The 23206-nt window shown below is 72.4% G+C and carries 26 protein-coding genes; 11 read left to right on the top strand and 15 right to left on the bottom strand.

Annotated features, from left to right (window positions below):
* Positions 1–34: 34 nt before the first annotated feature.
* From QRT05_RS06450 to QRT05_RS06425, 6 genes are all read right to left on the bottom strand, one after another.
* On the bottom strand, positions 35–2005 hold the full coding sequence (locus tag QRT05_RS06450; protein ID WP_289446179.1) for an ABC transporter ATP-binding protein: 1971 nt from the start codon (positions 2003–2005) through the stop codon (positions 35–37).
* Positions 2002–3744: an ABC transporter ATP-binding protein gene (locus QRT05_RS06445; protein WP_289447367.1), complete on the bottom strand. Its 1743-nt coding sequence runs from the start codon at positions 3742–3744 to the stop codon at positions 2002–2004. The genes QRT05_RS06450 and QRT05_RS06445 overlap by 4 nt, the downstream gene beginning before the upstream one ends.
* Positions 3744–4433 (bottom strand): TetR/AcrR family transcriptional regulator, encoded by a 690-nt coding sequence (locus QRT05_RS06440; protein WP_289446178.1) that lies wholly within the window; start codon positions 4431–4433, stop codon positions 3744–3746. The genes QRT05_RS06445 and QRT05_RS06440 overlap by 1 nt, the downstream gene beginning before the upstream one ends.
* 33 nt (positions 4434–4466) lie before the next feature.
* Complete coding sequence (locus QRT05_RS06435; RefSeq protein WP_289446177.1) at positions 4467–5645, bottom strand: SPFH domain-containing protein; 1179 nt, start codon at positions 5643–5645, stop codon at positions 4467–4469.
* A gap of 54 nt (positions 5646–5699) precedes the next feature.
* On the bottom strand, positions 5700–6131 hold the full coding sequence (locus QRT05_RS06430) for an NfeD family protein (protein WP_289446176.1): 432 nt from the start codon (positions 6129–6131) through the stop codon (positions 5700–5702).
* A gap of 92 nt (positions 6132–6223) precedes the next feature.
* Positions 6224–7009, bottom strand: coding sequence for an ABC transporter ATP-binding protein (locus tag QRT05_RS06425; RefSeq protein WP_289446175.1), 786 nt, complete (start codon positions 7007–7009; stop codon positions 6224–6226).
* Positions 7010–7106: 97 nt separating this feature from the next.
* Between QRT05_RS06425 and QRT05_RS06420 the strand changes: the two genes are divergently transcribed.
* Positions 7107–7880, top strand: coding sequence for a hypothetical protein (locus QRT05_RS06420; RefSeq protein WP_289446174.1), 774 nt, complete (start codon positions 7107–7109; stop codon positions 7878–7880).
* A gap of 26 nt (positions 7881–7906) precedes the next feature.
* Here QRT05_RS06420 and glgA read toward each other — a convergent pair whose 3' ends face one another.
* Positions 7907–9133, bottom strand: a complete 1227-nt coding sequence (gene glgA / locus QRT05_RS06415; protein ID WP_289446173.1) for a glycogen synthase — start codon at positions 9131–9133, stop codon at positions 7907–7909.
* 110 nt (positions 9134–9243) lie between these two features.
* Between glgA and glgC the strand changes: the two genes are divergently transcribed.
* Positions 9244–10485 (top strand): glucose-1-phosphate adenylyltransferase, encoded by a 1242-nt coding sequence (glgC, locus tag QRT05_RS06410; protein ID WP_289446172.1) that lies wholly within the window; start codon positions 9244–9246, stop codon positions 10483–10485.
* Positions 10486–10559: 74 nt separating this feature from the next.
* On the top strand, positions 10560–11195 hold the full coding sequence (gene serB / locus QRT05_RS06405) for a phosphoserine phosphatase SerB (RefSeq protein WP_289446171.1): 636 nt from the start codon (positions 10560–10562) through the stop codon (positions 11193–11195).
* Positions 11196–11198: 3 nt separating this feature from the next.
* Here serB and QRT05_RS06400 read toward each other — a convergent pair whose 3' ends face one another.
* The 3 genes from QRT05_RS06400 to fabG are packed head-to-tail and all read right to left on the bottom strand — an operon-like array spanning position 11199 to position 13275.
* Positions 11199–11714 (bottom strand): SixA phosphatase family protein, encoded by a 516-nt coding sequence (locus QRT05_RS06400; RefSeq protein ID WP_289446170.1) that lies wholly within the window; start codon positions 11712–11714, stop codon positions 11199–11201.
* Between the two features lie 15 nt (positions 11715–11729).
* A complete protein-coding gene (gene fabI, locus QRT05_RS06395; RefSeq protein WP_289446169.1) occupies positions 11730–12500 on the bottom strand; it encodes an enoyl-ACP reductase FabI in 771 nt (256 codons plus the stop codon).
* Positions 12501–12549: 49 nt separating this feature from the next.
* A complete protein-coding gene (fabG, locus tag QRT05_RS06390; protein WP_289446168.1) occupies positions 12550–13275 on the bottom strand; it encodes a beta-ketoacyl-ACP reductase in 726 nt (241 codons plus the stop codon).
* Positions 13276–13418: 143 nt separating this feature from the next.
* Here fabG and QRT05_RS06385 point away from each other — a divergent pair, with 143 nt between their 5' ends.
* From QRT05_RS06385 to QRT05_RS06375, 3 genes are read left to right on the top strand one after another with little or no spacing between them, the layout of a single operon-like run.
* Complete coding sequence (locus QRT05_RS06385; RefSeq protein WP_289446166.1) at positions 13419–13745, top strand: DUF3099 domain-containing protein; 327 nt, start codon at positions 13419–13421, stop codon at positions 13743–13745.
* Entirely contained in the window at positions 13742–13975 is a 234-nt protein-coding gene (locus QRT05_RS06380; RefSeq protein WP_289446165.1) for a hypothetical protein, read from the top strand. The genes QRT05_RS06385 and QRT05_RS06380 overlap by 4 nt, the downstream gene beginning before the upstream one ends.
* The gene (locus QRT05_RS06375; RefSeq protein ID WP_289446164.1) at positions 13972–14865 is read left to right on the top strand and encodes an SURF1 family cytochrome oxidase biogenesis protein; all 894 of its coding nucleotides are present in this window, start codon (positions 13972–13974) and stop codon (positions 14863–14865) included. The genes QRT05_RS06380 and QRT05_RS06375 overlap by 4 nt, the downstream gene beginning before the upstream one ends.
* Here QRT05_RS06375 and QRT05_RS06370 read toward each other — a convergent pair.
* Positions 14862–16460 carry an ABC-F family ATP-binding cassette domain-containing protein gene (locus tag QRT05_RS06370; RefSeq protein WP_289446163.1) on the bottom strand — a complete coding sequence of 533 codons (1599 nt, stop codon included), beginning with the start codon at positions 16458–16460 and terminating at the stop codon, positions 14862–14864. The two genes, QRT05_RS06375 and QRT05_RS06370, sit on opposite strands and share 4 nt — an antisense overlap.
* 180 nt (positions 16461–16640) lie before the next feature.
* Between QRT05_RS06370 and QRT05_RS06365 the strand changes: the two genes are divergently transcribed.
* The 5 genes from QRT05_RS06365 (at position 16641) to QRT05_RS06345 (ending at position 20165) form a co-directional block, all read left to right on the top strand.
* Positions 16641–17258, top strand: a complete 618-nt coding sequence (locus QRT05_RS06365; RefSeq protein WP_326522635.1) for a biotin transporter BioY — start codon at positions 16641–16643, stop codon at positions 17256–17258.
* Between the two features lie 29 nt (positions 17259–17287).
* The gene (locus tag QRT05_RS06360) at positions 17288–18004 is read left to right on the top strand and encodes an energy-coupling factor ABC transporter ATP-binding protein (protein WP_289446162.1); all 717 of its coding nucleotides are present in this window, start codon (positions 17288–17290) and stop codon (positions 18002–18004) included.
* Entirely contained in the window at positions 18001–18633 is a 633-nt protein-coding gene (locus QRT05_RS06355; RefSeq protein WP_289446161.1) for an energy-coupling factor transporter transmembrane component T, read from the top strand. Before QRT05_RS06360 ends, QRT05_RS06355 begins: the two co-directional genes overlap by 4 nt.
* A gap of 43 nt (positions 18634–18676) precedes the next feature.
* Complete coding sequence (ypfJ, locus tag QRT05_RS06350) at positions 18677–19552, top strand: KPN_02809 family neutral zinc metallopeptidase (RefSeq protein ID WP_289446160.1); 876 nt, start codon at positions 18677–18679, stop codon at positions 19550–19552.
* Positions 19553–19625: 73 nt separating this feature from the next.
* Positions 19626–20165, top strand: coding sequence for a GNAT family N-acetyltransferase (locus QRT05_RS06345; protein ID WP_289446159.1), 540 nt, complete (start codon positions 19626–19628; stop codon positions 20163–20165).
* A gap of 37 nt (positions 20166–20202) precedes the next feature.
* On the opposite strand, the gene QRT05_RS06340 is transcribed toward QRT05_RS06345, so the two are convergent.
* The 4 genes from QRT05_RS06340 to sufC all read right to left on the bottom strand — a co-directional run bounded on the left by QRT05_RS06340 (position 20203) and on the right by sufC (position 23195).
* Entirely contained in the window at positions 20203–20514 is a 312-nt protein-coding gene (locus QRT05_RS06340) for a metal-sulfur cluster assembly factor (RefSeq protein ID WP_289446158.1), read from the bottom strand.
* Entirely contained in the window at positions 20511–21035 is a 525-nt protein-coding gene (sufU, locus tag QRT05_RS06335) for a Fe-S cluster assembly sulfur transfer protein SufU (protein ID WP_289446157.1), read from the bottom strand. Before sufU ends, QRT05_RS06340 begins: the two co-directional genes overlap by 4 nt.
* On the bottom strand, positions 21032–22360 hold the full coding sequence (locus tag QRT05_RS06330; RefSeq protein ID WP_289446156.1) for a SufS family cysteine desulfurase: 1329 nt from the start codon (positions 22358–22360) through the stop codon (positions 21032–21034). The genes sufU and QRT05_RS06330 overlap by 4 nt, the downstream gene beginning before the upstream one ends.
* 73 nt (positions 22361–22433) lie before the next feature.
* Complete coding sequence (gene sufC / locus QRT05_RS06325; RefSeq protein WP_289446154.1) at positions 22434–23195, bottom strand: Fe-S cluster assembly ATPase SufC; 762 nt, start codon at positions 23193–23195, stop codon at positions 22434–22436.
* Positions 23196–23206 lie beyond the last annotated feature (11 nt).

Genomic DNA, 23206 nt, shown 5'->3' with positions numbered 1-23206 from the left:
GGCAGACGCCCGATGTCCGCTATGCCCCGATTCGCTACTCGGTCACGGCGGCCGCGAACTGGCTCGCGTACAGCCGGGCGTACGCGCCGCCCGCCTCGAGCAGCTCGTCGTGCGAGCCCTGCTCGACGATCGCGCCCGCCTCCATCACCAGGATGGTGTCGGCGTCGCGGATCGTCGACAGCCGGTGCGCGATGACGAACGAGGTGCGTCCCACGCGCAGCGCGTTCATGGCCTGCTGCACGAGCACCTCGGTGCGGGTGTCCACGGACGAGGTGGCCTCGTCGAGGATGAGGATGGTCGGGTCGGCGAGGAACGCGCGCGCGATGGTCAGCAGCTGCTTCTCGCCCGCGGAGACGTTGGCCCCCTCGTCGTCGATCACCGTCTCGTACCCGTCGGGCAAGGTGCGCACGAACCGGTCGACGTGCGTGGCCTCGGCGGCCGCGACGATCTGCTCGTGCGTCGCCTCCTCCACGCCGTAGGCGATGTTGTCGGCGATCGACCCGCCGAACAGCCACGTGTCCTGCAGCACCATGCCCATCTGCGAGCGCAGCGCGTCGCGGGTCAGCTCGCGCGTGTCGACCCCGTCCAGCGTGATGCGGCCCGATTCCACCTCGTAGAACCGCATGAGCAGGTTGACCAGAGTCGTCTTGCCGGCGCCGGTGGGCCCGACGATCGCGATGGTCTGGCCGGGCTCGGCGACGATGGACAGGTCCTCGATGAGCGGCTTGTCGGCCGCGTAGCTGAAGGCCACGTGCTCGAACGCGACGCGTCCTCGCACGGGCGACGGCAGCTGGCGCGCCGGCTCCGGGTCCGGGTCCTGCTCCTGCGCGTCGAGCAGCTCGAACACCCGCTCGGCCGACGCGATGCCGGACTGCAGCAGGTTGGCCATGGACGCGATCTGGGTGATCGGCTGGCTGAACTGGCGCGAGTACTGGATGAACGCCTGGACGTCGCCGAGCGTCATGGTGCCCGACGCCACGCGAAGGCCACCGACCACGGCCACGATCACGTAGTTCAGGTTGGCCAGGAAGCCCAGCGCCGGCTGGATGGTGCCGGAGATGAACTGCGCCCGAAAGCTCGACTCGTACAGCGTGTCGTTGCGCTCGGCGAACACCTCGGCGGACTCGCGCTGGCGCCCGAAGACCGTCACCAGCGTGTGGCCCGTGTACATCTCCTCGATGTGCGCGTTGAGCGTGCCGGTGCTGGCCCACTGCTCGATGAACTGCGGCTTGGAGCGCTTGGCGATCATGGCCGCGACCATCATGGACAAGGGCACCGTGACGAGTGCCACGAGCGCGAGCAGGGGCGAGATCCAGAACATCATGAACAGCACGCCCACCACCGTCAGCACCGCGGTGATGAGCTGGCTGAGCGTCTGCTGCAGCGTCTGCGCGACGTTGTCGATGTCGTTGGTCACGCGCGAGAGCAGCTCCCCGCGCGGGTGGGAGTCGAGGTAGCGCAGCGGCAGTCGGCTCAGCTTCGCCTCCACGTCGGCGCGCAGGTCGAGGACCACGCGCTGCACGACGCCCGCCGTGATCCGCCCCTGCGCCCAGCCGAACAGGAACGAGCCCACGTAGATGAGCAGGACCACGACGAGGATGCCGCGCAGGTGCGCGAAGTCGATCCCCTGGCCGGGCACCAGCCCGGGGATGCCCGAGACCGTGTTCGCGAACGTGTCCTGGCCGGCGTCACGCAGGGCCTGAACCACCTGCTCCTGGGTCTGCCCCGCGTACGGCGCGAGCTCGGGCCGGTTCCCGACATACCCCGCGAAGATCACGTTGGTGGCCTCGCCCAAGATCTTGGGACCGATCACGGCGAGCACCACCGAGGCCACCGCCAGCACGAGCACCAGCACGATGCGGGGCATCTCGGGACGCAGCTCGCGCAGGAACCGCTTGCCCGACGCGGTGAAGTTGGCCGACTTCTCCCCCGGCATCCCCATGCTGCCCATGGGACCCGGCCCGCGCTGCGGCGGGCGGCGGGGCACCGTCTGCTGCGCGCTCATGCCGCCTCCTCCGCGCTCACCTGCGAGTACACGATCTCCTGGTACGTCTGGTTGCTCTCCAGCAGCTCGGTGTGCGTCCCGATGCCCACCACCGCGCCCTCCTCGAGCACGACGATCGAGTCCGCGTGCCGGATGGTCGCCACCCGCTGCGCGACGATCAGCACCGCCGCGTCCCTGGTCTCCGGCACGAGCGCGCGCCGCAGGGCGGCGTCCGTGGCGTAGTCGAGGGCCGAGAACGAGTCGTCGAACAGGTACAGGTGTGGTCGTCTGACCAGCGCCCGAGCGATGGCGAGGCGTTGTCGCTGACCACCCGAGACGTTGGTGCCGCCCTGCGCGATGGGCGCGTCGAGGCCCCCGGGGAGCGCCTCGACAAAGTCCCGGGCCTGCGCGACCTCGAGGGCGTGCCACAGGTCGTCGTCGCTCGCACCGGGCCGTCCGTACTCGAGGTTCGAGCGGACGGTGCCCGAGAACAGGTACGGCTTCTGCGGCACCAGCCCCACCTGCGCCCAGAGCTCCTCGGGGTCCAGGTCCCGCACGTCGACGCCGTCGAGCAGCACCCGCCCGCCCGTCACGTCGAACAGGCGCGGCACGAGGTTGAGCAGCGAGGTCTTGCCCGAGCCCGTCGAGCCGATGATCGCCGTGGTGCGCCCCGGCTCGGCGGTCAGGCTGACGCCGCGCAGCACGGCCGCCTCGGCGCCCGGGTAGCGGAACTCGACGTCCCGCAGCTCGAGCAGGCCGGGACGAGACCCGGGTCCGGACGGCAGCGCGACGTGCTCGAGGGGCGGCAGGACGGTGGTGGAGGTGTCGATGACCTCGCTGATCCGGTCCGAGGACACCATGGCGCGCGGCACCATGACGAACATCATCGTGCTCATCATGACGGCCATGAGGATGTAGGCGATGTACGACAGGAACGCGGTGAGCGCGCCCACGGGCATGCCGTCGTCGACCCGGTGACCGCCGAACCACAGCACGCCGACGCTCGTCACGTTGAGCACCAGCATGACCGTGGGGAACATCAGCGCCATGAGCTGGCCGGCCCGCAGGGACGTGGTGAAGAGCTCCTCGTTGGCGACCCCGAACCGGCGGGACTCGCGTTCCTCCCGGACGAAGGCGCGCACCACCCGCACGCCGGCGATCTGCTCGCGCAGGACGCGGTTGATCGCGTCGATGCGCTTCTGCATCTGGCGGAAGTACGGCACCATCCGCGACACGATGAGCCCGATCACGATCGCGAGCACGGGCACCGCGACCAGCAGGATGGCGGACAGCTTCACGTCCTCCTGCAGGGCCATGACCACGCCGCCCACCAGCATGATCGGGGCCATGATCATGAAGGTGAAGGTCATGAGGACCACCATCTGCACCTGCTGCACGTCGTTCGTCGTGCGCGTGATCAGCGTGGGGGCGCCGAACTTGCCGACCTCCTGCGCCGAGAACGTCTGCACGTGCCCGAAGAGCCGCTTGCGCACGTCCCGCCCGAACGCCATGGCCGTGCGCGAGCCGTAGTAGACCGCGATCACGGCGCAGACCACCTGGAGCAGGCTGATCGCGAGCATCATGGCGCCCAGCCGCATGATCTCGTCGGTGTCCCCGGCGGCGACGCCGTCGTCGATGATCCGCGCGTTCAGGCTCGGCAGGTACAGCGTGGCCATCGTCTGCACGAACTGCAGCGCGACGATGGCGTAGACGGCGCCGCGGTACGGGCCCAGGTGCTCCCGTAGCAGTCGGACCAGCATCATGACGGGCTCCTGGAGGTGGTCGGGGCGAGGGCGCCGTGGAGGAAGTGGTCGGCGAGGACCTCCACGGCGGGGGTGTCGGGCGCGGTGCCGCGGCGAGCCGCGTCCGCCTGCTGCATCGCGGCGCCCACCAGCACGACGTCGAGCAGCGCGACGACCTGGTCCAGCGGGCGGCCGAAGGCGGCGGCATCCGGTGCGAGCACTCGAGCGACGGAGGCACGCACCGCGGCCTGCCCCTTCTCCTGCCGCTCCTTCCACTCACGGTGGATGCGCCTGCGGTCCTCGGGCGCCTGGTCCGGGCCGGGGCCGACGCGCCCCAGCTCGTGCAGGATCGCGATCCAGCGCATGGTGTCCCCGATGCGCTCGAACCCGATCTCCAGCACGCGCGTCACGCGCTCGAGCAGCGGCAGCCCGGGGTCGATGGCGTCCAGCTGGGGCAGTACCGCGGCCGGGTCGACCGCGGCGTGCGCGGCGTCGCCGACCAGCGTGGCCTTGTCCGCGAACACCCGGAAGAGGGTGCCCTCGGAGACGCCCGCGGCCTGCGCGAGCTCGCGCGTGGTGACGGCAGCGCCGCGCGCGAGCACGACGGGCTGCACGTCGAGCAGGATCGCGCGGCGGCGCTCGTCGGGGGGCAGCGGAGAGGCGCGACCCAACCGGGCCGCGCCTCTCTCGTCCTGCTGCGTGCTCATCTCGCGAACGTAACTGAGTGAGCACTCACTCCGCTAGGGGTTTGTCGGCTCCGCGTCGTCCTTCGTGAGCGAGGGGCCGGGCTCGGCCGGGGGACGCAGCGGCGCCGCGCCCGGTCCGGGGCGCTGCCCCAGCTCGACGCTGGCGTCGAACGGCCGTCCACTCAGGTTGCCGGCGCTCGTCGCGTCCGCCGTCGCCGCGGCCGACTCGCGCTTGGCCTCGGCGAGCGCCTCGGCCGGGTCGGTGAGCGTCGCGGGCGGCAGGTCGTCCTGCAGCGGCGAGACCCCCGCCGGGCGAGCCGAGGCGAAGGGACCGCTCTCGTCGTCGGCACCGCCGAAGCCCTTGGCGAACGCGCCCAGCGCCCCGCTGAGCTCGGACGGCAGGAACCACATCTTGTTCGACGGGCTCTGCGCGATCTTGGGCAGCACCTGCAGGTACTGGTACGCGAGCAGCTTGGGGTCCGCGTCGCCGCGGTGCACCGCGTCGAACACCTGCAGGATCGCGCGGGCCTCGCCCTCGGCGTTGAGGATCGCCGCCTGCGCATTGCCCTCGGCCGTGAGGATCGCGGCCTGCTTCTCGCCCTCGGCCGTCAGGATCTGCGACTGCTTGACGCCCTCGGCCGTGAGGATCGCGGCACGACGGTCACGTTCGGCGCGCATCTGCTGCTCCATCGAGCCCTTGATGCTGTCGGGCGGGTCGATCGACTTGAGCTCGACCCGGTTGACGCGCACGCCCCACCGGCCGGTCGCCTCGTCGAGCACCCCGCGCAGCTGGCCGTTGATCTGGTCACGGCTGGTCAGCGTCTGCTCCAGGTCCATCGAGCCGACCACGTTGCGCAGCGTCGTGACCGTGAGCTGCTCGATGCCGGTGATGTAGTTGGCGATCTCGTACACCGCCGCCTTGGGCTCGGTCACCTGGAAGTAGATGACCGTGTCGATGCTCACCACCAGGTTGTCCGACGTGATGACCGGCTGCGGTGGGAAGGAGACCACCTGCTCGCGCAGATCCACGCCCGCCCGCACGCGGTCGATGAACGGGATCAGGATGTGCAGGCCAGCGTCGAGAGTGCGGGAGTACCGGCCCAGCCGCTCGACGATGATCGCCGTCGCCTGCGGCACGATCCGCACCGCGCGGAACAGCCCGATGATGACGAAGAGCAGGACCAGGGCGAGCACGACGTAGAGCGCGATCTGGCCGGCGCTGGGGTCGTCCATGAATGTCCTCCAGGGTTGAGCGGACGCCCACGTCGAGCGGGCGAGGATGGTGGGTCAGCCGGCGTCCGGCTCGACGACCGCCGTGGCGCCGTCGATGCGGTCCACCCGCACCTGCGCCCCCGGCGGGATGGCCTCGGCGAGAGTGGTCCGGGCGCTCCAGACCTCGCCGTTGAGCTTGACCCGCCCTCCTTCCGGGGTGACGGTCGCGACCACGACGGCGCCGCGCCCGACGAGCGCAGCGGCGTTGGTCTCCTCCAGCGGGACCCGCCGCCTGAGCCGGCGCAGCAACCACGGGCGCAGGCTCGCGAGCAGCACCACCGAGGTGAGCGCCGCGACCAGGATCTGCACGCCGATCGGCGCTCCGAGTGCCGCCGCGACCGCGCCCGCGAGCGCGCCGCCCGCGAACATGATCAGCACAAGGTCGAGGGAGAGCATCTCCAGGATGCCGAGCACCAGCGCCCCGCCGACCCACCACAGCCAGTCCACGGTGCAGCCCCCTTCGGCAACGCCTGCCCCGGTGCGGGGCGGGCTCCTTCACCGATCCTAGGCGCTCCCTTTACGCGCTGCTGGTGCTTTCCTCAGCGCTCCGCGCGGGCGGTCCACCGCTCTCCGGCCCGGTCGACCACGAGCTCGACGTCGAACGCCCCGGAGAGCGTCTCGCTGGTCAGGACCTCGGCGACGGGACCGGCCGCGTGGACCCGGCCGTCCTTGAGCAGCAGCACGTGCGTGAAGTTCGGGGGGATCTCCTCGACGTGGTGCGTCACCAGGACGAGCACGGGCGACCTCGCGTCCCCGGCAAGCTCCGCGAGCGCCGCGACCAGCTCCTCGCGGCCGCCCAGGTCCAGGCCCGCGGCCGGCTCGTCGAGCAGCAGCAGCTCGGGGTCGGTCATGAGCGAGCGCGCGATCTGCACCCGCTTGCGCTCGCCCTCGCTCAGCGTGCCGAAGTAGCGGTCGGCGAGGTGCGCCACGCCGAACGCGCGCAGGAGGTCGGCCGCGCGCGACTCGTCGAGCTCCTCGTAGGTCTCGCGCCACCGCCCGGTCACGCCGTAGGCGGCGGTGAGCACGACGTCACGCACCGTCTCGCCCGAGGGGATGCGGTCGGCCAGGGCGGCGCTCGACAGCCCGATGCGCGGCCGCAGCTCGAAGACGTCGACGCTGCCCAGCCGCTCGCCGAGCAGCTCGGCGGTCCCTGCCGTCGGGTGCATGCGACCCGACGCGACCTGCAGCAACGTGGTCTTGCCGGCGCCGTTGCGCCCCAGCACCACCCAGCGCTCGCCCTCCCGGACGGTCCACGACACCTCGTCGAGGATCGTCGTCAGCCCCCGGCGGATCGTCACGGCCTGCAGGTCGAGCACGTCGGTCATGGCATGACCCTAACGGGCGCCCGGGAGCGCGCGAGCCCCGGGCGCGCGGCACGCACGTCTGGGCTGAGGCGGACACCGCTCGCCTACCGTTGTCCTCGTGGACGCCCCTCTGGACCTGCCCCGATCCGTCCTGCTCGCCCTGTGGCTGGCGCCCGACGCCGCGGGCGCACGACCCGACCGGGCGGCGATGTTGCGCGCCGTGCAGGGCGACGACGAACCGCACGAGGTGATCGAGGGCGACGGCTCCGCCGTCCCGCTGGGCGACGTGATCGACGACTGGACCGGCGGTCCGATCGACGTCGCCGCCCTGGTGCTGGCTCCGGGAGACGCGGGCGCAGCGCCGGCTCAGGTGAGCCCGGCCGCGATCGACGCCGGCGAGTGCCTGCTCGTCCGGACGCCGACGGCGTGCGTCGCGGCGGTGCCGCAGGTCGAGCAGTTCGGTTCCGCCCTCGAGCCCGGGCACCTGGTCACGTGGCACGTCACCGAGGTCCCGGACTGGCGGATCGCCACGCACGGCCGCAACGGCTCGCTGCAGGACGCCGACCGTGACCTGCGCCAGGGCCTGATCACGGTCACCGAGGCCCTGGTGCGCCTCGACGTCGCGCAGTGGCGCCCCGACGATGCCGAGCTCGTGGTGGCGCTGCGCGGGGCGGCGTTGCCGCACTGGCGGATGCCCGACCACCTGGACGGCCGTCGCGCCCGCGTGCTGGCGAGCGCCGCGCGCCTGCGGGCGATCGTCGCCCTGGCCACGAAGGACGACGGCGGCGCGGTGAGCCTGTGGCAGGCGGACCAGCGCTCGGCCGCCCTGCGCGACGTCGACCGCATGTCGCGGCGCGCGATCGCCGCCGCGGCGACCTTCCCCGCGCTCTAGCGGCCACGCCGATCACGGCGCAGCGGCTACGCCGTGGCGGCCCGGTAGACCTCGAGGGTCCGCTCGGCGATGGCGTCCCAGGAGAAGTGGTCCTCGACCCGCCGACGAGCGGCAGCGCCCCACTGCTGGGCGCGCGCGGGGTCGCTGACCGCCTCGTTGAGCGCGGCGGCGAGGTCGGCCACGAACGCGTCGGTGTCGAGCGGCGTGCCCGTGCCGTCCTGCACCTGGTCGATCGGCACCAGCCAGCCCGTCACGCCGTCGTCCACGACCTCCGGGATCCCGCCCGTGGCGGTCCCCACCACCGGCAGCCCCACGGCCATGGCCTCGAGGTTCACGATGCCCAGCGGCTCGTAGACGGACGGGCACGCGAACACCGTCCCGGCCGACAGCACCGCGATCAGGTCGGTGCGGGGCAGCATCTGCTCGATCCACACCACGCCCGAGCGCTTGGCGCGCAGCTGGTCCACCAGGCCGGTCACCTCCGCCAGGATCGCCGGGGTGTCGGGGGCACCCGCGCACAGCACCAGCTGCACCTCGGGCGGCAGCTGCTCGGCCGCCCGCAGGAAGTAGGGCAGGCCCTTCTGGCGCGTGATGCGCCCGACGAACACCACGGCGGGCCTGCTCGGGTCGATGCCGAGCGCGCGCACGGTCGCGTCGTCCCGGGCCCGGTCGGCGTCGCTCGTGGGCCGGCGCCAGCCGTCGAGGTCGATGCCGTTGTGGACCACCTTGACCTTGTCCGGTGCGACCGAGGGGTACGCGCGCAGGATGTCCTCGCGCATGCCCGCGCTGACCGCGATCACCGCGGCGGCCGCGTCGTAGGCGGTGCGCTCGACCCAGCTCGACAGCGCGTAGCCCCCGCCGAGCTGCTCGGCCTTCCACGGGCGCAACGGCTCGAGGCTGTGCGCGGTGATCACGTGCGGCAGGTCGTGCAGCATCGCGGCGACATGACCGCCGAAGTTGGCGTACCAGGTGTGGGAGTGGACCAGGTCGCTGGCCACGCCGTCCGAGCCGACGCGACCCACCGCGTCCGCCATCTCCAGGTCCACGCCCAGCGTCTGCAATGCGGCGTTCGCACCCGCGAGCTCGGCCGGGACGCGGTAGCCCAGCACCCCCGCGTCGTCCCGCGGACCGTCGAAGCAGTGCACGCGGACGTCGATCGTCCGCCGCAGCACCGCCGTGAGTCCCGCCACGTGGACCCCGGCTCCGCCGTAGACGTGCGGCGGGTACTCCCGGGTGAGCAGGTCGACACGCACCGCAACCTCCTGGTCCACGCCGGCCCTCACGGCCGGTCACCCGCGACACGCTAGCGTGCTCCCGCCGGTCCGCCTCGCCTCCTGGGCCGCCGGGGCCTAGGGTCCTTGCCATGGCAGCGCCGCGCGTCCTCGCAATCGTCCTTGCAGGTGGAGAGGGCAAGCGACTCATGCCCCTGACCGCGCACCGGGCCAAGCCGGCGGTTCCTTTCGGGGGGATCTACCGGCTCGTGGACTTCGCTCTGTCGAACGTCATCAACTCGCACTACCTGCACGTCATCGTGCTCACGCAGTACAAGTCCCACAGCCTGGACCGGCACGTGTCCAAGACCTGGCGCATGTCGGCGCTGCTGGGCAACTACGTCGCGGCCGTGCCCGCGCAGCAGCGCGTCGGCAAGCACTGGTACCTCGGCAGCGCCGACGCGATCTACCAGTGCCTCAACATCATCGAGGACGAGCGTCCGGACATCGTGGTCGTCGTGGGAGCCGACCACGTCTACCGCATGGACTTCTCCCAGATGGTCGACGCGCACATCGCCTCGGGAGCGGAGTTCACGGTCGCGGCCATCCGGCAGCCCATCGCCGAGGCCGACCAGTTCGGCGTCATCGAGGTGGACCCGAGCGACCCGACCCGCATCGCGGCGTTCCGCGAGAAGCCCACCGACCCGGTGGGCTTGGCCGACTCCCCCGGCGAGATCCTCGCGTCCATGGGCAACTACGTGGCCAACGCGGACGCCCTCGTGGCCGCGGTCACGGCCGACGCCGAGAACGCGACCTCGCGGCACGACATGGGCGGCGACATCGCGCCCTACTTCGTCGAGCGCGGCACCGCCGGTGTCTACGACTTCCTGCGCAACGACGTGCCGGGCTCGACCCCGCGCGACCGCGACTACTGGCGGGACGTGGGGACGCTCGACGCGTACTTCGAGGCGAACATCGACCTCATCTCGATCGAGCCGGTGTTCAACCTCTACAACGACGAGTGGCCCCTGCACACGGGGTACACGGGTCTGCCGCCGGCCAAGTTCGTGCACGCGGGTGCGGGCCGGCTCGGGCACGCCGCGGACTCGATCGTCTCCCCCGGTGTCGTCGTCTCCGGCGCGACCGTGACCGGCTCCGTGCTGTCGCCCGGCGTGCGCCTGCACTCGTGGGCGCAGGTCACCGACTCGGTGCTCATGGACAACGTGCACGTCGAGCGGTACGCGCAGGTGCACCGCGCGATCATCGACAAGAACGTGGTCGTCCCCGAGCGCGCCCGGATCGGGCTCGACCGCGAGCACGACCTCGCGCGCGGCTTCACCATCAGCGACTCGGGGATCACGGTGGTGCCCAAGGGCGCCGTCATCAGCAGCTGATCGCGCCGAGCAGGTGATCCCGCCTGGGTGGTCGGCGGCGACCGCGGCGGGCGGGAGTCGGTAGCCTGCGCGTCGTGAATCCCCGCCTGCTCGTCATGGACGTCGACTCGACCCTCATCACGGGCGAGGTGATCGAGATGCTGGCAGCACGCGCCGGCTCGCAAGAGCGCGTCGCGGAGATCACCGAGCGCGCCATGCGCGGCGAGCTCGACTTCGCGGCCTCGCTGCACGAGCGCGTCGCGACGCTCGCCGGCCTGCCGGACAGCGTCTTCGCGGACGTGCTCGCCGAGGTGCGCCTGACGCCGGGCGCGCGCGAGCTGGTCGCCGAGGTCCAGGCACGCGGCTGGAGCGTCGGGCTCGTCTCGGGCGGCTTCGTCGAGATCGTGGGCCCGCTCGCGCGGCCGCTCGGGATCACGCTGCTCCGCGCCAACACGCTCGAGGTCGTCGACGCCCGGCTCACGGGCCGGGTCACGGGAGCGGTGGTCGACCGGGCGGCGAAGGCCGTCGCCCTGCGCGAGTACGCGGCCCATGCGGGGGTGGACCTCGCGGACACCGTGGCGATCGGCGACGGCGCCAACGACCTCGACATGCTCGCCGCGGCCGGCTACGGGATCGCGTTCAACGCCAAGCCCGTGGTCGCGGAGCAGGCCGACGCCGTGGTCAACGGCCGGCTCGACGACGTGCTGAGCCTGGAGCCCTTCACGCGGTAGCGGTCAGGACGGCGTGTGCAGCCCGACCAGCAGCGCGCCCGACGGCGCCCAGTCGCTCCACGCGGCCGACGACTCGAGCACCGACCAGCTCGCGGTGGGAACGCCCACCTGCACGCGCAGGTAGGCGGCCTCGTCCGACCCCGGGCCCGCCAGGAGCTCGGCGGCGTGCGACATGGTCGGCTCGTGCCCGACCACCAGCAGTGTGCGGACGTCGTCGGGCACCGCCTGCACCAGGGCGAGCAGCGCCTGCGCACCGGCCGTGTAGACCTCGTCACGCAGCTCCACGGCCGGCTCGACACCCAGCCCGGCGCGCGCCAGCTCCCACGTCTGCCGCGTGCGCAGGCTCGACGAGCACAGGACGAGGTCCGGCACCACCGAGGCCGCGGCCATCGCCGTGCCCACCCGCCCGGCCTGTCGACGGCCGGGCAAGGCGAGCGCGCGCTCGTGGTCCTCCACGCCGGCTGGGTGCTCCGCCTTGGCGTGGCGGAGCAGGACCAGGCGGCGGGTGGACGACGTCACCGGCTCAGCGTCCCATCACAGGCCCATGGCGTGCACGCCACCGTCGACGTGCACGATCTCGGCGGTGGTCGCCGGGAACCAGTCGGAGAGGAGGGCCGCGACCGCACGAGCGGTGGGCTCGGGGTTGCTGACGTCCCAGCCGAGCGGGGCACGCTCCGGCCAGCCGCCCTCCATCGTCTCGAAGCCGGGGATCGACTTGGCCGCCGTGGTGCGGATGGGCCCCGCCGAGACGAGGTTCACGCGCACACCGGAAGGCCCGAGGTCGCGCGCCAGGTACCGCGCGGTCGACTCGAAGGCGGCCTTCGCCACGCCCATCCAGTCGTAGACCGGCCAGGCGAACGACGCGTCGAACGTGAGCCCGACGATCGACGCCCCGCGACTGAGCAGGGGCTGCGCGGCCACCGCGAGCGACTTCAGCGAGTACGCCGAGACGTGCAGCGCGGTCGCGACGTCGTCCCACTCGCCGGCCAGGAAGTTGCCGCCCATCACGGACTGCGGCGCGAAGCCGATGGAGTGCACCACGCCGTCGAGCGAGTCGAGCCCGGCCTCGCGCACGCGGTCCGCGAGCGCGGCCAGGTCCTCGGCGTCGGTCACGTCGAGCTGGACGACCTCCGCCGGCGCGGGCAGGCGGCGCGCGATGGCCTGCGTCAGGCGGAACTGGCGGCCGAAGGAGGTCAGCACCACCGTGGCGCCCTCCTCCTGGGCCAGGCGCGCGACGTGGAACGCGATCGAGCCGTCGGTGAGCACACCGGTGATCAGGAGCTTCTTGCCTTCGAGCAGACCCATGGTGGTCTCCGTTCTTGTCGTGCGAGCGCAGTGCGGGTGTGCGGGAGTTTCAGTGGCCCATGCCGAGGCCGCCGTCGACCGGGATGACGGCGCCCGAGATGTAGGCGGCGCCCGGCGAGGCGAGGAACTCGACCGCGGCCGCGACCTCGTCGGGCTGGGCGAAGCGACCCGCGGGGATGGAGTCGACGTACGCCTTCTGCGTGGCCTCGGGCAGCGCCCGGGTCATGTCGGTGTCGATGAAGCCCGGGGCGACCACGTTCGCGGTGATCCCGCGGCCGCCCAGCTCGCGCGTGATGGAGCGCGCGACGCCGACGAGCGCCGCCTTGGACGCCGAGTAGTTGACCTGGCCGGGCGAGCCGTACAGACCCACCACGGAGGAGATCAGCACGATTCGGCCGCGGCGCAGGCGGATCATGCCCTTGCTCGCACGTCGCGCGCAGCGGAAGGCGCCCTTGAGGTTGACGTCCAGGACGTCGTCGAACTCCTCGTCGGACATGCGCATCAGCAGCTGGTCGCGCGTGATGCCGGCGTTCGCGACGAGCACCTCGACGGGGCCGTGCGCTGCCTCGATCTCGGTGAACGCCGCGTCGACGGACGCGGTGTCGCGCATGTCACCCGTGACGCCCAGGACACCTGCGGGCAGGTCCCCGGAGCGGTAGATGGTGGCGACCTTGTCGCCCGCGGCGACGAAGCGCTCGGCGATCGCGCGGCCGATGCCACGGTTCGCGCCCGTGATCAGGACGCTGCGGGGTGTGTTGTCGGAAGTCTCAGGCACGGGACACGACGCTATCCGAGGGCGCCCGTCTGGTGCGGGACCGTCCGGGCACAGGTTCGTCGCGCCCGGTTGTGGGACATGCACAACCCGCGCGGCCCCCGCCGTCTCAGCGTGCCCTCAGCCGCGGGACTTAGGATCAGGTGGTGAGCGCGCGCAAGCACCAGGACGAGCCGGAGGTCACCCGGATCACGTCCGCGCCCGAGCCGCTGGCGGACGACGTCGCCCGTAGGCAGAAGCGCTACCTCATCCAGATGGGCATCCGCGTGGTGTGCTTCGCGCTCGCCGTCATCACCTGGTCCCACATCCCGGTCTGGCTCTCGGTGATCCTCATCGTGGGCGCTGTCGTCCTCCCCTACGTCGCGGTCATCCTGGCCAACGCCGGGCGGGAGCGCCGCGACGACGAGACGACCTTCATCGACCCCCGGCAGATCGGTCCCGGATCGGGGCCCTCGGGAAGGCTGGGCTCGTGAGCCTCTTCGCACCGGACCCCGTCGACGAGCTGCAGTGCTCGGCCAAGGGCTGCCGCGCGGACGCCGTGTGGGGTCTGCTGTGGAACAACCCCAAGCTGCACACGCCCGAGCGCCGCAAGGTGTGGCTGGCGTGCGACGAGCACCGCGCGCACCTGAGCCAGTTCCTCGACACCCGCGGCTTCCTGCAGTCGGTCGTCCCGGCCGACTCCCTCGAGGGTGCCGCGACGTGAGCCCCGCGCTTCGCCGCGCCGTCGGGCTGTGCCTGCTCGCCGTCGCACTGGCCACCGCGTGCGTCTTCCTGGGCCGCTGGCAGTGGAACCGGCACACGTACCGTGACGCGCAGATCGCCATCGTCAACGAGAACTTCGGCGCCGACCCGGTGCCGCTGTCGACGGTCCTCACGCCGGACCAGCCGCTCGCCGGCGACCAGGTGTGGCGACCGGTCCTCGTGACGGGCCACTACGAGCCGGACAGGACCGTCGAGCTGCGCAACCGGCCGGCGGACGGGATCCCGGCCTACCACGTCCTCGTCCCGTTCGTGGTGGACGACTCGTCGGCCGGCACCGCCGCCACGCCCACCGACGCCGGGACGGTCCTCGTAGTGGACCGCGGCTGGGTGGCGACGGGTGAGGACGCGAGCGCCGATGTCGTCGCGCCCGCCCCACCTGCGGGCGACGTCACGATCACCGTGCGCCTACGAGCCTCCGAGCCCGACTCCCGTCGCAAGGCGCCCCCGGGGCAGGTGCAGGCGATCGCGGTGGACGAGGTCCTCGACGTCGCCGGCATCGACGCGCCCACCTGGCAGGTCTACGGGGGCCTGGAGTCCGAGTCGCCCGCCCCCGCGGACGTCCCTGGGACCCTGCCCGAGCCCAGCACCGACCCCGGCTCGCACCTGTCGTACGCGTTCCAGTGGTGGGTGTTCGCGCTCGGCTCGCTCGTGGGGTTCACCTGGATGGCGCGGCGCGAGCTGCGTGAGGCCGCCGACCAGGAGCGCGTGCCCGCCGACCGCGCGCCGCGCAAACCTCGCCGCAAGGAGGGACGGGCGGAGGCCGACGAGGACGCCCTCGTCGACGCCCAGCTCGCGCAGTCGTCGGGCGACGGGGCGGGGCGAGCACGCTAGGCGAGCGTGATCAGGTCCAGGTAGTCGTTGCCCCACATGTCCTCGTCGCCGTCCGGCAGCAGGAGGACACGCTCGGGGTTGAGCGCCTGCACCGCGCCCTCGTCGTGCGAGACGAGCACCACCGCACCGGTGTAGCCGCGCAGGGCCGCCAGGATCTCCTCACGGGAGGCCGGGTCGAGGTTGTTGGTGGGCTCGTCGAGCAGCAGCACGTTGGCCGACGAGACGACGAGGGCCGCCAGCGCGAGCCGGGTCTTCTCGCCGCCGGACAGGACCCGGGCCGGCTTGTCGGCGTCGTCGCCCGAGAACAGGAACGAGCCCAGCACCGAGCGCACCTGCGTGTCGGTCAGGTCGGGGGCCGCGGAGCGCAGGTTCTCGACGACCGTGCGCGACAGGTCGAGCGTCTCGTGCTCCTGCGCGTAGTAGCCGAGCTTGAGCCCGTGGCCGGGGTTGACCGTGCCGGTGTCGGCCTTGTCGATGCCGCCGAGGATGCGCAGCAGCGTCGTCTTGCCCGCGCCGTTGAGGCCCAGCACCACCACGCGCGACCCGCGGTCGATGGCGAGGTCGACGTCCGTGAAGACCTCCTGCGAGCCGTACGACTTCGACAGCCCGGACGCCGTCAGCGGGGTGCGTCCGCAGGGTGCGGGATCGGGGAACCGCAGGCGCGCGACCTTGTCGGACACGCGCGCGGCCTCCAGGCCGGACAGCATGCGCTCGGCGCGGCGCGCCATGTTCTGCGCCGCGACCGCCTTGGTCGCCTTCGCGCGCATCTTGTCGGCCTGCGCGAGCAGCGTGGCCGCCTTCTTCTCGGCGTTGGCACGCTCGCGCCGGCGCCGCTTCTCGTCCGTCTCGCGCTGCTGCAGGTAGGCGTCCCAGCCGAGCGCGTACTGGTCGAGCTGCGAGCGGTTGGCATCGAGGTGGAACACCTTGTTGACGGTCGCGCGCAGCAGCTCCGCGTCGTGGGAGATCACGATGAAGCCGCCGGGGTACGCCTTGAGGTAGTCGCGCAGCCACAGGATCGAGTCGGCGTCGAGGTGGTTGGTCGGCTCGTCGAGCAGCAGGGTGTCGACGCCCGAGAACAGGATGCGCGCGAGCTCGACGCGTCGCCGCTGGCCACCCGAGAGGGTGCCGAGCGTCTGGCCGAGCACCCGGGCGTCGAGCCCGAGGTTCGAGGTGATGATGTGCGCCTCGCTCTCCGCGGCGTACCCGCCGGCGGCATCGAAGCGCGCGTTCAGGCGCGAGTAGCGGTCCATCGCCGCGTCCCGGACGGCGTCGTCCTCGCTGGCCATCGCCGACTCGGCCTTGCGCAGGGCGGTGACGATCTCGTCGAGGCCGCGCGCCGAGAGGACGCGATCCATGGCCAGCTGCTCGAGGTCGCCCGACGCCGGGTCCTGCGGCAGGTAGCCGACCTCGCCCGAGCGCACGATCTGCCCACCGGTCGGCAGGGTCTCGCCCGCCAGCGTCTTGGTCAGCGTCGTCTTGCCGGCGCCGTTGCGCCCGACCAGGCCGATGCGGTCGCCTGCCGCGATGCGGAACGACGACTCTTCGAGCAGGACGCGTGCGCCGATGCGCAGCTCGACCGCTTGGGCGGTGATCACTTGATGGTTTCCTCCGAGAAGGCCGCACGGGTCTTGGCCGCGGGCACAAACGCCAGCAAGTCTACGACCGGCTAGCGTTTCGAACGGCCTCCGGGACCACCCGGTGCGGGTACGGCCCTGTTCGTCGTCCTGCACGCAGCACGAGCACCCCCCTCCACGACCATCGACGGGAGTCCCATCGTGACCGACATCACCAAGGATGCTGGCGGCGCGCTACCCGCTCCGGCCGCCGCGCGCGCCAGCGTCGCCACCGACGTCGCGCTCGTCGCGACCTTCGCCGCCTTCATCGCGGTGTGCGCGATCCTTCCCGGCATCCCGACGGGGTCCGGCGTGCCGATCACGCTGCAGACCTTCGCGGTGATCCTGTCCGGCCTGGTGCTCGGCTGGCGCCGCGGCGCCCTGGCCGTGCTGCTCTACCTGGCGATCGGGCTGGCGGGCGTGCCGATCTTCGCCGAGGCCACCGGCGGCCTCGGGGTGCTCGCGAAGCCCTCCGCCGGCTACCTGCTCGCGTTCCCGCTCGGCGCCGCCCTCGCGGGCCTGCTCGCCTCCCCCGCCGTCAGGTCGGTGGGCTGGGCCCGGTACACCGTGCTGTTCACCGCCGGTGTCTTCGGCAGCTTCCTGACCATCCACGTGGGCGGGATCCTGGGCCTGATGGCGCGGCTCGACCTCGACCTGGGCGCGGCCGTCGCCATCGACGTCGTCTACCTGCCCGGTGACATCGTCAAGAACGCGGCCGCGGCGGCCGTGGCCTACACGCTGTTCCGCGCGTACCCGGACCTGCTGCGCCACCGGCGCTGAGGCAGGGACCAGCAGAGCATGAGCAGAGCATGATCGAGCTCGACAGCGCCCTGGTCACCGCGTACGCCCCTGATCCTGCGGGCGGCGCCGACCGCGTGGTGCGCCTGCTCGGCCCGGTCTCGCTGCAGCTCGCCGAGCGGCGCATCGCCATCATCGGCGCCAACGGCTCCGGCAAGTCGACGCTCGCCCGCCTGCTGAACGGGCTCGTGCTGCCCGCGTCGGGAACGGTCCGCGTGGACGACCTCGACACCGCCACCGACGGACGCGCGGTTCGCCGCCGCGTCGGTTTCGTCTTCACCAGTCCTGACGCGCAGATCGTCATGCCCACGCCGCTCGAGGACGTGGCGCTCTCGCTGCGACGGTTGCCGCTGTCGGCCGACGAGCGCGATGCCGCCGCCCGGTGCGCGCTGGCCCGGTTCGGCCTCGCCGAGCGCGCCGAGGTGCCCGCGCACGCCCTGTCCGGTGGCCAGCGCCAGCTGCTCGCGCTCGCCTCCGTGCTCGCCGCCGAGCCCGACGTGCTGGTGTGCGACGAGCCCACCACGCTGCTGGACCTGCGCTGGCGGACGGTGGTCGACGACCTGCTCGCGGGCCTCGACCAGCAGGTCATCGTCGTCACCCACGACCTGGAGGCCGCGGCGCGCGCGGACCGGGTGCTCGTGGTGGACGACGGGCTCGTGGTGTTCGACGGAGAGCCCGCACCGGCCGTCGAGCACTACCGCGCGCTCATGGCCGCGGTGCGCGCGTGAGCGGCCCGCTGCGGCAGCCGTGGGCCGGCCCGCTCGGGCTGTACCACCCGGGCGACAGCCTGCTGCACCGCTGCCCGCCAGGGGTGAAGCTGGCCGGGCTGGCCGTCGCGGGCATCGCGATCGCCGTGGCGCGCGGCCCGCTGTCCGCCGCCGTCGCGGTGCTGCTCGCCGTCGCGACTCACGTCGTCTCACGCGTGCCGTGGCACCGCACCAGCCGCGGCGTGCTCGGCACGCTCGTCACGCTGCTCCTCGTGGGTGCCTACCAGTGGTGGGTGCGCGGCTGGGCCGTCGCCGCGGAGGTGGTGCTCGACGTCGTCGCGCTCGTCCTGCTCGCGACCGTGCTCACCGCGACGACGCGCGCGGACACACTGCTGGAGGTTCTCGCCCGCGTCGCTCGACCGTTGCGGCGCGTGGGCCTGTCCCCCGAGACGTTCGCGCTCGCCTGCGGGCTCTTCCTGCGCACGGTCCCGGTGCTGGTGCAGACGTCGCTCGAGGCGCGCGACGCCGCGCGCGCACGCGGGCTCGAGAACAACCCGCGGGCCGTCCTGGTCCCGTCGGCGGTCCGCATGGTCGCGCACGCACGAGCGACGGGCGACGCCCTGGCCGCGCGGGGACTGGGCGAGGACTGAGCCTCGCCGCGCGCGACGGCGCCGCGGATATTACCGTCGGGCCGTGACATTCCAAGGTGACGGCAGCTTCGGCGGAGGCCGCGTCAAGACCGGCGGCGGGCGCGGCAAGGCGGTCGCTGGCGGCGGAGGCGTCGTCGGTCTGCTCGTCGTGCTCGTCTACGTGTTCAGCAACGGCCAGGTGGACCTGGGCGGCATCGCCGGCGACGGCTCCGAGCCGGGCGCGACCGGCACGGTCGGCACGTGCACGGTCGAGCAGGCCAACACCGACCGCACGTGCCGCCTGAGCGCCACCGCCTACGCCCTGGACACGTACTGGGAGAGCACCCTGACGGCCGCGGGCCAGCAGTTCGCCCAGCCGGACGTGCAGTCGTTCAGCGGCAGCGTCTCGACGGGCTGCGGCGGAGCGACGAGCGCCAGCGGCCCCTTCTACTGCCCGCCGGACGCCACGATCTACCTCGACGTGAGCTTCTACGACGAGCTGGAGAGCCGCTTCGGTGGCGAGGACGGGCCGCTCGCCGAGGAGTACGTCACCGCGCACGAGTACGGGCACCACATCCAGAACATCACCGGCGTCATGGACAAGGCCGACCGCGGCGGGACGGGCGCCGAGTCGGACTCGGTGCGCGTCGAGCTCCAGGCGGACTGCTACGCCGGCATGTGGGCGGGCGACGCGGCCAGCACCATCAACCCCGACACCGGCGAGCCGTACCTCGCCCCCATCACCGCCGAGCAGCTCAAGAATGCCCTCGGCGCCGCGGCGGCCGTTGGTGACGACCACATCCAGGAGCAGTCGGGCGGATCCGTGAACCCGGACACCTGGACCCACGGCTCGAGCGAGGAACGGCAGCGCTGGTTCACGCGCGGCTACGAGAAGGGCACGCTCGAGGCCTGCGACACGTTCGCCGCCGACTCGCTCTGAGGCCGACCCGTCGCTGAGCCCGCCGCACGTATTGCGATTGCCCCCCGGCGCCGCCCGCTGTCAGAGTCGCGAGGTGCTGATCGACGACGAGGTGCCGGCAGACCGTGAGGCGGTCCGCGCGGTGGTGCGCGCCGCCTTCGCCTCCGACGGCGACCACGTGGTCGACCTGCTCGACGGGCTGCAGTCCTCGTCGGCCGCCCGGCCGGGGTTGTCGCTCGTGGCGCGCGAGGCCGGCAGCGTCGTCGGGCACGTCCTGCTCACCCGCTCCTGGCTCGACGCCCCGCAGCGGCTGCTCGAGGTGCTCGTGCTCTCGCCCCTGGCGGTGGCGCCCGACGCGCAGCGCCGCGGCGTGGGCACGGCGCTGGTCGGCGCCGCGCTCGCACGCGCCGAGGATCAGGGCTGGCCGCTCGTCTTCCTCGAAGGCGACCCCGCCTACTACGGCGACCACGGCTTCGTCGCGGCCGGCACGCGGGGCTTCACCTCGCCGACCGACCGCATCCCCGAACCCGCGTTTCAGGTCGCCGTGCTCGCGGCCCACCGGCCGTGGATGACCGGCCGCCTGGTCTACGCCGACCCGTTCTGGGTCCACGACGCGGCGGGCCTGCGCCTCTGACCCTTCACCCGGCGCGACCGACCAGCGGTCCCACGCCTCAGATGTTGAAGCCGAGCGCCCGCATCTGCTCGCGACCGTCGGACGTGATCTTGTCCGGGCCCCACGGCGGCATCCACACCCAGTTGATGCGGAAGCCGTCGACGAGACCGTCGAGCGCCTGCGCGGACTGGTCCTCGATCACGTCCGTCAGCGGGCAGGCCGCGGACGTGAGCGTCATGTCGATGACGGCCGTGTTGGTCTGGTCCAGCACGATCCCGTAGACGAGGCCGAGGTCGACGACGTTGATGCCGAGCTCGGGGTCGATGACGTCGCGCATGGCTTCCTCGACGTCGGCAACTGTGGTGGTCATGCGTTCTCCTGAGCCGTGGTTGCGGCGGTCGGTGCGTGGGCGCTGCTGCCGGGGTGAGCAGCGCCGGTCTTGATGAGGGCGTCGTTGAGGGCCACCCAGCCGAGCAGCGCGCACTTGACGCGCGCCGAGAACTTGCCGACGCCCGTGAACGCGTTGGCGTCGCCGAGGGCGTCCTCCGCGGCCTCGTCGTCCAGGCCCGCGCCCTTGGTCTGCATGAGCGCCCGGAACGTGGCGCCCAGGCCGTCGACCGTGCCGAGCGGCTGGTCGACGACCAGGTCGTGCAGCACCGACACCGAGGCCTGCGAGATCGAGCAGCCCTGCCCCTCCCAGCGCACGTCTCGGACCACGCCGGTGCCGTCGACGTCCACCTGCAGGGTCACCTCGTCGCCGCACGTGGGGTTCACCTGGTGCGACTCGGCCGACAGCAGCCCGCCCGGCGCGACGCCGAGACCTCGGCCGTGCGGGTGCTTCGCGTGGTCCAGGATGACCTGCTGGTACAGCTGCTCCATCGAGCTGCTCATGCTGCTCCTTCGCTCGAGGCGGGTGCCTCCAGACCGAAGAACGCCCGGACACCGCTCAGCGCTTCCCGGAACACCTCGATCTCCTCGTCGGTCGTGTAGACGGCCGCCGTCGCGCGGGCCGTGGCGGCCACGCCGAACCGGCGGTGCAGCGGCTGCGCGCAGTGGTGACCCACGCGCACTGCCACGCCGGCGTCGTCGAGCACCTGGCCCACGTCGTGCGCATGCACGCCGTCGACCACGAACGAGACGGTCGCGAGGCGGTTGGCCGTGTCGGTCGGGCCGATGACCCGGACCCCGGGCACGGACGCGACCGCGTCGAGCAGCAGCCTGGCGAGGTGCGCCTCGTGCGCGGCGATGGCCTCCATGCCGATGTCCGACAGGTACGTGGCCGCGGCGCCCATCGCGACCGCCTGGGACACCATCTGCGTGCCCGCCTCGAACCGCTGCGGCGGGGGTGCGTACGTCGTGCTGTCCATGGTCACCACCTCGACCATCGACCCGCCCGTGGTGACGGGCGGCATCGCGGCGAGCAGCTCGCGGCGGCCGTACAGGGCGCCGACACCCGTCGGCCCGAACATCTTGTGGCCCGAGAATGCGGCGAAGTCCACGCCCAGCTCGTGCAGGTCGACGGGCAGGTGCGGGACGGACTGGCAGGCGTCCAGCACGGTCAGCGCCCCGACGGCCCGCGCCTTCGCCACGAAGGGGCCGACATCCGTGACGGCACCCGTGACGTTGGACGCGTGCGTGAACGCGATGACGCGCGTGCGGGGACCGACGACCTCGTCGAGCTGGTCGGTCAGCAGCCGCCCGTCGTCGTCGACGCCGATCCAGCGCAGCACCGCTCCGGTGCGCGCGGCCAGCTCCTGCCACGGCACCAGGTTGGCGTGGTGCTCGGCCTCCGTGACGACGATCTCGTCGCCCGGTGCGAGCGCGAACCGGCGGGCGGCCTCTCCCCCGCGGCCGAGCGTCGCGTTCGACATCGCGTAGGCGACCAGGTTGATCGCGGCCGTGGCGTTGCTGGTCCAGACGATCTCGTCGTCGTCCACGCCGACGAACCGCGCGACGCGCGCGCGGGCGTCCTCGAACGCCTCGGTGGCCTCCTCGGCCAGCTGGTGCGCGCCGCGGTGCACGGCCGCGTTGCGCTGGAGGTAGAAGTCCTGCTCCGCGTCCAGCACCACGTCGGGCTTCTGCGACGTCGCACCGGAGTCGAGATAGACGAGCGGGCGGCCGTCGCGCAAGGTGCGCTCGAGCAGCGGGAAGTCCGCCCGCACGGCGGCGAGCTCCGTGGCGCTCAGCGTGTGCGGCGTCTCGATCGTGCTGGTCACGTCCCCCACCTCTCGTCGTGCGTCGGACCGGCCACCCGGTCGGCGAATGCTCTCGCCGACCGGGTGGAGCGGCTCAGACCGTGGTGCTGGTCAGGAAGCGGTCGTAACCCTCGTTCTCGAGGCGCTCGGCCAGCTCCGGGCCACCCTCCTCGGCGACCTTGCCGTCCACGAACACGTGGACGAAGTCGGGCTTGATGTAGCGCAGGATGCGCGTGTAGTGCGTGATCAGGAGCACGCCCACGTCGGGGTTCTCGCGGACCCGGTTCACGCCCTCGGAGACGATCCGCAGCGCGTCCACGTCGAGGCCCGAGTCGGTCTCGTCGAGGATCGCGAACTTCGGCTTGAGGAGCTCCATCTGGAGGATCTCGTGGCGCTTCTTCTCGCCACCGGAGAAGCCCTCGTTGACCGACCGCTCGGCGAACGCCGGGTCCATGCGCAGGTTGTCCATGGCGGTACGGACGTCCTTGACCCACGACCGCAGCGGGGGCGCTTCGCCGTCGATGGCCGTCTTCGCGGTGCGCAGGAAGTTGGACACCGAGACGCCGGGAACCTCGACCGGGTACTGCATGGCGAGGAACAGGCCGGCGCGCGCACGCTCGTCGACGGACAGCGCGAGCACGTCCTCGCCGTCGAGCGTGACCGTGCCGCTCGTGATCGTGTACTTCGGGTGACCGGCCAGCGAGTAGGCCAGCGTCGACTTGCCGGAGCCGTTGGGCCCCATGATCGCGTGGGTCTCGCCGCTGCGGATGGTCAGGTCGACACCGCGCAGGATGGCCTTGGGGCCCTCCTTCGTCTCGACGCTGACGTGCAGGTCGCGGATCTCCAGGGTGGACATGCGGTAGTTCT

It is taken from the genome of Cellulomonas edaphi (genome assembly GCF_030362815.1).
GTDB lineage: Bacteria > Actinomycetota > Actinomycetes > Actinomycetales > Cellulomonadaceae > Cellulomonas > Cellulomonas edaphi.
Note: the sequence above shows the minus strand (reverse complement) of the source record. Positions and strands in the feature narration are given on the sequence as shown.

Bases quoted from the DNA above. Each gene is read 5' to 3' on its own strand.
- QRT05_RS06340 (WP_289446158.1), bottom strand. From the start codon at position 20,514: ATGACCACCACAGTTGCCGACGTCGAGGAAGCCATGCGCGACGTCATC.
- sufC (WP_289446154.1), bottom strand. From the start codon at position 23,195: ATGTCCACCCTGGAGATCCGCGACCTGCACGTCAGCGTCGAGACGAAG.
- QRT05_RS06360 (WP_289446162.1), top strand. From the start codon at position 17,288: ATGATCGAGCTCGACAGCGCCCTGGTCACCGCGTACGCCCCTGATCCT.
- QRT05_RS06440 (WP_289446178.1), bottom strand. From the start codon at position 4,433: ATGAGCACGCAGCAGGACGAGAGAGGCGCGGCCCGGTTGGGTCGCGCC.
- sufU (WP_289446157.1), bottom strand. From the start codon at position 21,035: ATGAGCAGCTCGATGGAGCAGCTGTACCAGCAGGTCATCCTGGACCAC.
- QRT05_RS06450 (WP_289446179.1), bottom strand. From the start codon at position 2,005: ATGAGCGCGCAGCAGACGGTGCCCCGCCGCCCGCCGCAGCGCGGGCCG.
- QRT05_RS06445 (WP_289447367.1), bottom strand. From the start codon at position 3,744: ATGCTGGTCCGACTGCTACGGGAGCACCTGGGCCCGTACCGCGGCGCC.
- fabI (WP_289446169.1), bottom strand. From the start codon at position 12,500: ATGGGTCTGCTCGAAGGCAAGAAGCTCCTGATCACCGGTGTGCTCACC.
- QRT05_RS06435 (WP_289446177.1), bottom strand. From the start codon at position 5,645: ATGGACGACCCCAGCGCCGGCCAGATCGCGCTCTACGTCGTGCTCGCC.
- glgC (WP_289446172.1), top strand. From the start codon at position 9,244: ATGGCAGCGCCGCGCGTCCTCGCAATCGTCCTTGCAGGTGGAGAGGGC.
- QRT05_RS06425 (WP_289446175.1), bottom strand. From the start codon at position 7,009: ATGACCGACGTGCTCGACCTGCAGGCCGTGACGATCCGCCGGGGGCTG.